Here is a 9,897-nt window from a genome sequence, read left to right on the forward strand (position 1 = left end):
GGGGCAGTCATGGATATTCAGATAATTTCACGCAATGGCGAACCCGAGTACGCGGTGTTGCCATGGGATCAGTACCAGGCGCTGCTAAAAGCTGCCGGTCAGCAACAACCGACGCTTCCTCCTCTCTCATCGCCTGCCCAAGCCGCCCCTGCACAGGACCTGCGCCCGCTCGCAGACCTGCGCGGCTTGCGTGAGGGCAAAGGCCTGGCGATCGAAACCCTGGCCCGCACCGTGGGGATCAGCCCCTCGTATCTTGGATTGATTGAAAGTGGTGAACGCCAGCCGGATGCCGCGATCCGCCGCAGCCTGGCCTGGGAATTGGGCGTTGCAGGTTGGAGGGATGAATCTTGAGCCTACGTATCAGTCGTCAACACTGGGATGGGTTACTCAACGAACTGGACCAGGCGCGCCGCCAGCGCCATCTGCTGACCTACCGCGCGCTGCTGGAGCGCCTGCAATTCCCCACGCCGGCCATGCAGACCCTGGCTGCCGCCCTGGAACACCTGGCGGCGTTGGACGCCAAGGCCGAGCAGCCTCTGCGTAGCTCGCTGGTGATAAGCCAGGGCGCCAGTCGCCTGCCGCGTACCGGTTTCTTTGAATGTGTCGAGCGCCTGGGCCGTTTCAGCGGGCCGTCCGATGGCGTGGCCGCTGCCTCCTGGCACGCATCGGAAGTGGTGCGGGTGTTCGAATACGAGTACCCGGAATCTGCCGAGGCCTAAAGCGCCTGGGGCAGCGCGTCCATGCTGTCGATCACATGGATGCTATAGCCGGCCATATCCTTGGCATGGTGCTTGGCCTGCGAGGCCAGCTCCGCCAACTGGCTGGCATCGAGTTGTCCACAGGCCTGTGGATACAAATGCACCACGCCGATAGACAGTGACAGCAGCGCAAACTCCTGGCGCACGCCCTGGCGGTTGAGCGCCACGAAGCAGCCCGCTTCAAGGTGTTCGGCGCGGTAGAAACGTCGGCATTGGGTGTGGAAGTCATCCAGCAGCTGATTAAGGCGTTTGCGCCAATCCTGCGGGCCCAGTACCAGCAAAAAGTCATCACCGCCGATATGCCCGACAAAATCGCGGCTGGGGTCGACACGGTCGTTCAGGCACTGCGCCAGGCACAACAACACCTCATCCCCACGCCCATAGCCGTAGATATCGTTGAATGGCTTGAAGCTGTCGATATCCACGTAGCAAATCACCGATTCGCGCTGTTGTTGCAGCAGTCGCGTCAGGCACTGCTGGATCGGCACGTTGCCGGGCAGCAGGGTCAGCGGGTTGGCGTAGCGCGCTTGTTGGATCTTCAGCTCGGTGATCAGCTTGAGCACATCGATCACCCGGCCCAGGCCCAGGTAATCGCCATTGAGCGTGATGATGAAGTCCTCCTCGATGCGTTGCCGCGCGCGGCTGGTGAGCAAACGGCTGACCTGTTGCAGGGACTGACTCAGCTCCACTGCCAGAAAGTCGGTGCTCATCAAGCGGCTGATGGGCTTGCGCGCAAACAGGTCGGTGGCGAAGGGTTTCAGCAGCGCATCCGACAGCGAATGCCGGTGGACGATACCGATTGGATGCCCGCGCCCATCCAGCACCGCCAGGGAATTGAGGTTGGCCTGGCGCCGGAACGCTTCCAGCACCTGGGCGGTGGCGGTGTCCTGATCCACCGCCGGCTGTTCGTTGAGCAAGGCGCTGAGGTCGCTGCCTTCGTCGTTCAGCGCCACGTTGGCGCTGTCGGGCTTGGGCAGCATCAGGCGCGCTTCCTGCGGCGGTTGTTCCTGTGGACGGCAGAGCAGGTAGCCTTGGACCAGGTCCACGCCCATCTCCGTCAGTACCGCCAACTCTTCAGGCAACTCGATCCCTTCGGCAATCACTTGGGCACGTGACGCCTTGGCAATTTGCAGGATGGAGCCGACAAATTCCCGCTTGAGCGCGTCCTGATGGATGCCGTCGATGAAGTGGCGGTCGATCTTCACATAGTCCGGGCGCAGCTCCGACCATAGGCGCAGGCTGGAATAACCGGCGCCCAGGTCGTCCAGGGCAATCGAGAACCCCATGTTGCGGTAGTGGTGCAGGGCGGTTTGCAGCAAATCGATATCGTTGGTGGGGGTTTGCTCGGTGAGCTCGATTACCACTTGGCTCGGTGGAATACCGAAGTCACGCAGCAATTGCAGGGTGCGCCCTGGTTGATGTGCAGTTTCCATCAACGATTGTGGCGAGACATTGAGGAACAGCTTGCCCGGTAGCTTCTGTTCACTGAAGCGTCGGCACGCGCTTTCGCGGCAGGCGATCTCCAACTCACTGAGTCGCCCGGCCTGGCTGGCCACCGAGAACAGGGCGATGGGGGAGTGCAGCGGGCTGTTGGAAGGCCCACGACTGAGGGCTTCATAGCCGAGAATGCGCCGTTCAGACAGGCTGATGATCGGTTGGAACAGGCTGTGCAAACTGCCTTGAGCCAGGATAACGCCCAATGCATTCAGCTGTTCGGTCATGGTCATGGCGATCTCGATCGAAAAAAAAGGACCGCAGGCTGGAAACCTGCGGTCCTTCATTTCACGACAGAATGATGTCTATATGATGACACTCCGCGGAGCGATCACATTAAATCGCCATCATTTACTGCTTGGCTACCTGTTTGGTGATCTTCAGGTAGTCCAGCAGGATCCGGCCCGTCTCGGCCAGGTAGGCATCGTCTTCCGGCTTGGTCTTGTCGGCTTCGGCCGGCAGCGCATCTTCGTCTTCTTTCTTCAGCTCCTTGAGTGGATCTTCACCCTTGGCCTTGCGGCGGATGTTTTCCAGGACAAGCTGCTTGTTTTCGATGTCGGAGTGCTGCGCGCGGCGATCCACTTCATTGAGGCTGACGGTTTTTTCTTCCATCAGCTTCTTCGCCAGGGCCAGCTTGTCGCGGATGAACACGAACTCGGCATCCTTGGCGGAGCGGGTGTCGTGGTCAGCCTTCAACTGCGCCAGGAATGGCTTGAACGGATCCGAAGCGGGCTTGATGGCTGGGCGGATGGTGTCCCACGGCATGGCTTCCGGCAGGGCGCTTTCGCCGATTTCCTTGGTGTCGATGATCGACGGGAAATCGATGTCCGGCAGTACGCCCTGGTGCTGGGTGCTCTGGCCGGAAACCCGGTAGAACTTGGCCAGCGTCAGTTTCAGCTCGCCATGGTTCAGCGGCTGGATGGTCTGCACGGTGCCTTTGCCGAAGGTCTGGCCGCCGATGATCAGGGCGCGGTGATAGTCCTGCATGGCGCCGGCGAAAATCTCCGAAGCCGAAGCCGAGAGGCGGTTGACCAGCAACGCCATCGGGCCTTTGTAGAAGGCACCTGGGTTCTCGTCTTCCAACACATCCACACGGCCGTCAGCGTTGCGCACCAACACGGTCGGGCCCTTGTCGATAAACAGGCTGGTCAGCTCAGTGGCTTCCTGCAGGGAACCGCCGCCGTTGTTGCGCAGGTCGATGACCACGCCGTCGACTTTTTCCTTCTGCAGTTCGGTCAGGATTTTCTTGACGTCACGGGTGGTGGACTTGTAGTCCGGATCGCCCGCGCGGAAGGCTTTGAAGTCCAGGTAGAAGGCCGGGATTTCGATCACGCCCAGCTTGTAGTCCTTGCCATCCTGTTTGAGGTTGAGGACTTTCTTCTGTACGGCCTGGTCTTCGAGCTTCACCGCTTCACGGGTGATGGACACGATCTTGCTGGTCTGGTCGTTCGGCGCATTGGTGTGCGGAATCACTTCCAGGCGCACCACGCTGCCTTTCGGCCCACGGATCAGCTTGACCACTTCGTCCAGGCGCCAGCCGACCACGTCGACCATCTCTTTGTCACCCTGGGCAACACCGATGATCTTGTCGGCCGGAGCCACCTGCTTGGTCTTGTCCGCCGGACCTGCCGGCACCAGACGCACGATCTTGACCTGGTCGTTGTCGCTTTGCAGGACGGCACCGATGCCTTCCAACGACAGACTCATGTTGATATCGAAGTTTTCCGCGTTATCTGGCGACAGATAATTAGTGTGCGGATCGTAGGACATCGCGAAGGTATTGATGTAGGCCTGGAAGATATCTTCGGCGCGGGTCTGGTCCAGACGCGCGAGCTGATTCTTGTAGCGCTTGGTCAGCAGCTCCTGGATAGCCTTAGGCTCTTTGCCGGCGATCTTCAGGCGCAGCACCTCGTCCTTGACGCGTTTGCGCCACAGGTCGTCGAGGGCGGCGGTGCTGGTCAGCCAAGGCGCGTCCTTGCGGTCCACCAGAAGGGTTTCCTTCTGGGTGAAGTCGAGCTTGTCGACGCCTTTGTCCAGCTCACCCAAGGCGAAGTCCAGACGCGCTTTGACGCGGTCCAGGTAACGCTTGTAGATGGTGAATGCGGGTTGCAGGTCGCCGCTCTTGAGGAAGTCGTCGAACTGGGTTTTCCACTTGTCGAACTCGGCGATGTCGCTGGCCAGGAAGTAGCTGCGCGACGGATCCAGCAGCTTGAGGTAGCTGTCATAGATGATCACCGAGCGCGCGTCGTCCAGCGGCGGCTTGCTGTAGTGGTGGCGCTTGAGCAACTCGACGACGTTAAGGCTGGCAATCACCTCATCGCGATCTGGCTGAAGGTTGTCCCAGCTGTTGGCTGCGAACGTATTGGTCGACATCGACGCAAAGCCGAGACCAATGAAAAGAGCGAGGGCGGTGCTGGGGAACAAATGCTTCATGCTGATTCGACGCGGGGGCAATTGATAACGCATATTAGGCCGTCTTTGAGGGAGCCGGTTCCATATGGTCCGGTCGCATAATGCAAAAAGCCCGGCGATACAGCTACGGGCTCAGTCCAGACTCACTATGGAGGCAGTGTGAAAGCATTGCAAGGCGTTGACGGTCATGTGGCGTGGTTGGAAGAACCCGTTCCTACGTGCGATGTAGGGCAAGTTCGCATTCGTGTGGCGGCAGCGGGCCTAAATCGCGCCGATTTATTACAGCGCGCGGGGCTTTATCCACCGCCGCCAGGCGCCAGCCAAGTGCTGGGCCTGGAGTGTTCCGGGGTGATCAGCGAAGTGGGGGCGGGCTCATCCTGGCAAGTCGGTGACCGTGTCTGCGCGCTGTTGGCCGGGGGTGGCATGGCCGAGGAAGTGGTAGTGGATGCGCGGCACGTTCTGCCGGTGCCGGAAGGATTGTCGCTGATCGAAGCGGCGGCGTTGCCTGAGGTGTACAGCACCGCGTGGCTCAATCTGTTCCAACTGGCCGGCCTCAAACCCGGTGAGAAAGTGCTGCTGCATGCTGGCGCCAGTGGCGTGGGCTCGGCGGCGATCCAGTTGTGCAAGGCGTTCGGCAGCCCGTGCTGGGTCAGCGTCGGCTCGGCGGAGCGCCTGGCCTATTGCGAGGCGCTCGGCGCCCAGGGCGGCGTGGTACGCACCGATGGCCTCGACGGGCTGCGGGATTTCGGGCCGTTTGATGTGATCCTCGACCCGGTGGGTGGCGACTATGCGGCACTGGATCTCAAGCTGCTCGCCCTAGATGGCCGTTGGGTGTTGATCGGTTTGATGGGCGGTCGCGAGGCCAAGTTGGACCTGGCGCAGGTGCTGGGCAAGCGTATTCAGCTATTGGGCTCGACTTTGCGCAGCCGCAGTGATCAGTTCAAGGCCGACCTGTTCAGTGACTTGAGCCAGCATGTTTGGCCGTTGTTTGTTGAAGGGCGCCTTAGCCCGCAACTGGCCAAGACCTTCCCGATCAAGGATGCCGAAGCGGCGTTTGCCGAGTTGGCGACCAACCGGATTTCTGGAAAGTTGGTGTTGGTGATTGATGAGGCCTTGAACTGATCTCAATTTGGAATGCAGTCCAAATGTGGGAGCGGGATTGCTCGCGAAGGCGGCGTATCTGTGAAGAATGTTTCATCTGACACACCGCCTTCGCGAGCAAGTCGAATCGTCGCACCGCCGCTCCCACATTTGATCGCATTTCAAATCAGGGAAGTCGGTTTCAGACCCAGTGATGGATCGGCCAGCCAGCCCTTTCGGCGTGCTCGCGCAATACCGGGTCCGGGTTCACCACCTGCGGATGATCCACCTTCAGCAACAACGGCAAGTCATTGCGCGAATCCGAATAGAAATACGCGCCCTCCAGCGACTCGCCTTCCTGCTCCAGCCATTCCATCAGCCGCGTGATCTTGCCTTCGCGATAGGTCAGTACCCCCACGGTGCGTCCGCTGTACACACCGTGGCTGACTTCAAGGTTGATCCCCAGCACTTCATCAATCCCGATCCGCGCCGCAATCGGCGTGACCAAGTGCGTGCCCGACGCCGAGATCACCAGGATCCGGTCGCCATTGGCGCGGTGACGGGCGATGGTCTTGGTGGCGTCGCTGTAGATCAGCGGCTCGATCACGTCCTCGACCCAGGGCTCGACTAAATGCTCGATTTCCTCCGGCGTGCGGCCGATCATTGGCTCCAGGCTGAAGTCCATGAAGTCTTCCATCTTCAGCTTGCCCTGGCTGTAGGCGTCCATCAGTTCGTGGTTCTTGCGCATGAACGACTCAGGGTCGACCCAGCCCAGGCGGCCCATCTGCTCGCTCCAGAGTGTGGCGCAGTCACCGTGGATGAGGGTGTCGTCCAGATCAAAAATTACCAATGCCATCGGTCACGCTCTCTCAATCAATCGTTGCATCAGGCTACTTCACACAGGGCGCTGGGGTCGATGGAAAGTGCCAGGCGTTGCCCCTCGGGGTACAGATCGTCAGCCGAACGGTTGAGCACATCCACCACCAACTCCACGCCGCGCGCTTCGATGCGGTAGCGAATCACGTTGCCCAACAGGCTGTGGCTGCGCACCAGGGCGTCCAGGTCGCCATTGCGGCTCAGCTCGATGGCCTCCGGGCGAATGGCAATGCGGCTGTTGATCGGGCGTTGCAGCAATTGGCTGGCCTTGTCGGCGTCCAACAGATTGTAGTTGCCGATAAAGCCAGCGGCGAACACGTCGACCGGCGCGGTGTAGAGGGTTTCGGCATCGCCGCTCTGCACGATCTTGCCCTGGTTCATCAGGAAGATCCGGTCGGACATGGTCAGGGCTTCTTCCTGGTCATGGGTCACGAAGATCGTGGTCAGCCCCAGCTCACGCTGGATCTGGCGGATCTGCTCGCGCAGGTGCTTGCGAATCCGTGCGTCCAGCGCCGAAAGCGGCTCATCCAGCAACAACAAACGTGGGCGAGTGACCAGGGAGCGGGCGAGGGCCACGCGCTGGCACTGGCCGCCGGACATCTGGTGCGGGTAACGGCCGGCGAGGTCCTTGAGTTCCACCAGTTGCAGTACTTCCTGCACGCGCTTGTGGCTGTCGTCAGCATTGACCTTTTGCATGCGCAGGCCAAACGCGACGTTCTGCTCCACGGTCATGTTGGGGAACAGCGCATAGCTCTGGAACACCATGCCGATGTGACGTTTCTGCGGGCTCAAGGGGACGATGTCCTGCCCATCCAGCAGGATTTTCCCACTGTCCACCGAGGTCAGGCCGGCGATGCAGCGCAGCAGTGTGGATTTGCCGCAACCGGACGGGCCGAGCAGGGTGACGAACTCACCCTTGGCGATCTCGCAGTTGATATCACTGAACACCGGAGTGCCGGCGTAGCCTTTTTGCAGGTGTTGGACGCTGACGAAGCTCATTGGCTTTTGTCCTTGTTCAAGATGTTGGCGGCCCAGGTCAGCACCAGCACAAAGAAGAAATAGGAGATCACGACGGCACTGGTGAAATGGCCGCTGCTGTTGCGCATGTTGTTCAGGTACACCTGCAGGGTTTCGTAGCGGGTGCCCACCAGGATGTTGGCGAACACGAACTCACCGAACAGGAACGAGAACGACAGCAGCAACGCCACCATCAAGCCTTTGCGCAGGTTCGGCAGCACCACCAGGATCGCCGCCTGCCAGGTGCTGGCGCCGAGCAGTTGCGAGGCGTCCATCAAGTCGCGCAGGTTGATGGCTTGCAGGTTGTTGGTGATCGCCCGGTACATGAACGGCAGCGCGACGGTGAAGTAGCAACCGATCAAAATCCACGGCGTGCCCACCATCGCCATCGGCCCGGAGCCATACAGCTGCAGCAGCCCCACCGACGACACCACCGGTGGCACCGCGAAGGGCAGCAGGATCAGGATGTTCATCAGCGCATCGAGCTTGGGGAAGTGGTAATGCACCACGAACAGCAGCGGCAAAATCAGCACCACCGACAGGATTAGCGCGCCGACACACACCAGCAACGACTGCCCGAAGGCCATCAAAAAGCGCGGGTCGCTCCATAGCTGCACGTACCACTTCACCGTGAAGCCGGCGGGCAGGATGGTCGCTGACCAACTGCTGGCAATGGAGTAGACGAAGGTGCCCACCAACGGCAGCACCAGGATTGCAAACAACAGCCACACCACCACTCGATGGTAGAGGGAGGCCGGGCCGGCTTCAGCGCGAGACATGGTAGCTCCTCTTGAGCAGCAGTTGATGGACCACGGTGACCACGGTCATCAGCGCCACCAGCACCACGGCCAGGGCGCTGGCCATGTTCGGGTCGAGGGACACATCACCGGAAACCAGCCCGGCGATACGGATCGGCAGCACGTTGAAGTTACCGGTGGTCAAGGCGTACACCGTGGCATAGGCGCCCAAGGCGTTGGCCAGCAGAATCACGAACGTACCGAGCAGGGCCGGGGTGAGCACGGGCAGGCCGATATGCCGCCAGAACTGCCAGCCATTCGCGCCGAGCAGTGCAGCCGACTCGCGCCAGTCTTCGCGCAACGCATCGAAGGCCGGGTACAGCAGCAACACGCCCAGGGGAATCTGGAAGTAGGTATAGAGGATGATCAAGCCGGTCTTCGAATACAGATTGAAGTCCTGAATGATCCCTGCCTGCTTGAGCATGATCGTGATGCTGCCGTTGAAACCCAGCAAAATGATGAACGCGAACGCTAGCGGTACGCCGGAAAAGTTGCTGGTCATGTTGGCGAAAGCGGTGACGAAATTGCGCAGCGGCGAATCCACCCGGCGCAACGAATAGCTGCCCAGCGTGGCGATGATGATGCCGAAGATGCTGGAGTAGAAGCTGATCTCCAAACTGAACTGGATGGCTTGCAGGTAGAACTTCGAGCTGAAGATACGTACGAAGTTTTCCACGCCCCAACCGGCCTCTTCGGTCTGCAGGCTGTTGATCAGCACCCAAACCAGCGGGGCAATTTCGAACACGATAAAGAACAGTGCGAAGGGCACCAGGCACAGCAGCGCCAGCCATTTGCCACGGATCATTTCAACAGCTCCTGGCAGACAGGTTTGTCGTGGGGCACGCCCAGCAACTCGCAGACGGTGCCGCAGAGGTCGGTCTGTTTCGGCATGGCGTTGGGGTTCAGGCTGAAGGCATTGCCGAGGACAAACAGCGGCACTTCGCGCTCTTCCGGCAACAGGCCGTTGTGGGAACGGTCGATGTTCATGCCGTGGTCGGCGGTCACCAGCACTTGGTATCCGGCGTCGAGCCAGGCTTGCAGGTAGTCGGCCAGGATAATGTCGGCTGAGCGTGCGCTGTTGCGGTATTGCGGGGTGTCGAGGCCGTGCTTGTGGCCGGCGTCGTCGATGTTCATCGGATGCACCACCAGGAAGTTCGGCGCGTGTTTGAGGCGCAGGCTCTCGGCGTCGGCAAACAGGTGGGAATCCGGGTAGTGGTCATTCCAGTAGAAATGCCCGTGCTGGATCGCCAGTGACTTGTCGTCGGTATGACGGTCGCGGGCGGCGAGGAAGGGCGTGCGGTTGTACAACTCGCTGACCCAATGGTAAGCCGCCGCTGCCGTGGTCAAGCCGGCGTCGGTGGCGTAATGGAAAATGCTGCGCTGGTTGGACAGGCGCGCGACGTTGTTGTGCACGATGCCGCTCTGGATCGGAGGCACGCCGGTGAGGATGCACTCATACAGCG

10 protein-coding genes are annotated in these 9,897 nt (G+C 60.5%); 3 read left to right on the forward strand and 7 right to left on the reverse strand.

Features of this window, described 5'->3' with window-relative positions:
- Positions 1-9 precede the first annotated feature (9 nt).
- A complete protein-coding gene (locus HX823_RS16910; protein ID WP_033897694.1) occupies positions 10-351 on the forward strand; it encodes a multiprotein-bridging factor 1 family protein in 342 nt (113 codons plus the stop codon).
- On the forward strand, positions 348-719 hold the full coding sequence (locus HX823_RS16915) for a hypothetical protein (RefSeq protein ID WP_005786715.1): 372 nt from the start codon (positions 348-350) through the stop codon (positions 717-719). Before HX823_RS16910 ends, HX823_RS16915 begins: the two co-directional genes overlap by 4 nt.
- Here the strand turns inward: HX823_RS16915 and HX823_RS16920 are convergent.
- Both HX823_RS16920 and HX823_RS16925 read right to left on the reverse strand, forming a co-directional pair.
- A complete protein-coding gene (locus HX823_RS16920; RefSeq protein WP_038844894.1) occupies positions 716-2,485 on the reverse strand; it encodes a bifunctional diguanylate cyclase/phosphodiesterase in 1,770 nt (589 codons plus the stop codon). The two genes, HX823_RS16915 and HX823_RS16920, sit on opposite strands and share 4 nt — an antisense overlap.
- Before the next feature lie 118 nt (positions 2,486-2,603).
- Positions 2,604-4,685 (reverse strand): carboxy terminal-processing peptidase, encoded by a 2,082-nt coding sequence (locus HX823_RS16925; protein WP_177075644.1) that lies wholly within the window; start codon positions 4,683-4,685, stop codon positions 2,604-2,606.
- A gap of 138 nt (positions 4,686-4,823) precedes the next feature.
- Here HX823_RS16925 and HX823_RS16930 point away from each other — a divergent pair, with 138 nt between their 5' ends.
- Positions 4,824-5,786 (forward strand): zinc-binding dehydrogenase, encoded by a 963-nt coding sequence (locus HX823_RS16930; protein WP_177075646.1) that lies wholly within the window; start codon positions 4,824-4,826, stop codon positions 5,784-5,786.
- A gap of 160 nt (positions 5,787-5,946) precedes the next feature.
- On the opposite strand, the gene HX823_RS16935 is transcribed toward HX823_RS16930, so the two are convergent.
- From HX823_RS16935 to HX823_RS16955, 5 genes are all read right to left on the reverse strand, one after another.
- Positions 5,947-6,600, reverse strand: a complete 654-nt coding sequence (locus tag HX823_RS16935; protein WP_177075648.1) for an HAD family phosphatase — start codon at positions 6,598-6,600, stop codon at positions 5,947-5,949.
- 29 nt (positions 6,601-6,629) lie between these two features.
- The gene (locus HX823_RS16940) at positions 6,630-7,619 is read right to left on the reverse strand and encodes an ABC transporter ATP-binding protein (protein WP_038844842.1); all 990 of its coding nucleotides are present in this window, start codon (positions 7,617-7,619) and stop codon (positions 6,630-6,632) included.
- Complete coding sequence (locus tag HX823_RS16945) at positions 7,616-8,416, reverse strand: ABC transporter permease (RefSeq protein WP_010211611.1); 801 nt, start codon at positions 8,414-8,416, stop codon at positions 7,616-7,618. The genes HX823_RS16940 and HX823_RS16945 overlap by 4 nt, the downstream gene beginning before the upstream one ends.
- Positions 8,403-9,239, reverse strand: coding sequence for an ABC transporter permease subunit (locus HX823_RS16950; RefSeq protein ID WP_038844843.1), 837 nt, complete (start codon positions 9,237-9,239; stop codon positions 8,403-8,405). Before HX823_RS16950 ends, HX823_RS16945 begins: the two co-directional genes overlap by 14 nt.
- A partial coding sequence (locus HX823_RS16955) for an alkaline phosphatase family protein (protein WP_177075650.1) occupies positions 9,236-9,897 on the reverse strand: 662 nt, incomplete at its 5' end. The genes HX823_RS16955 and HX823_RS16950, both read right to left, overlap by 4 nt.

Source organism: Pseudomonas sp. P7759 (assembly GCF_013386445.1).
Taxonomy (GTDB): Bacteria; Pseudomonadota; Gammaproteobacteria; order Pseudomonadales; family Pseudomonadaceae; genus Aquipseudomonas; species Aquipseudomonas azotoformans_A.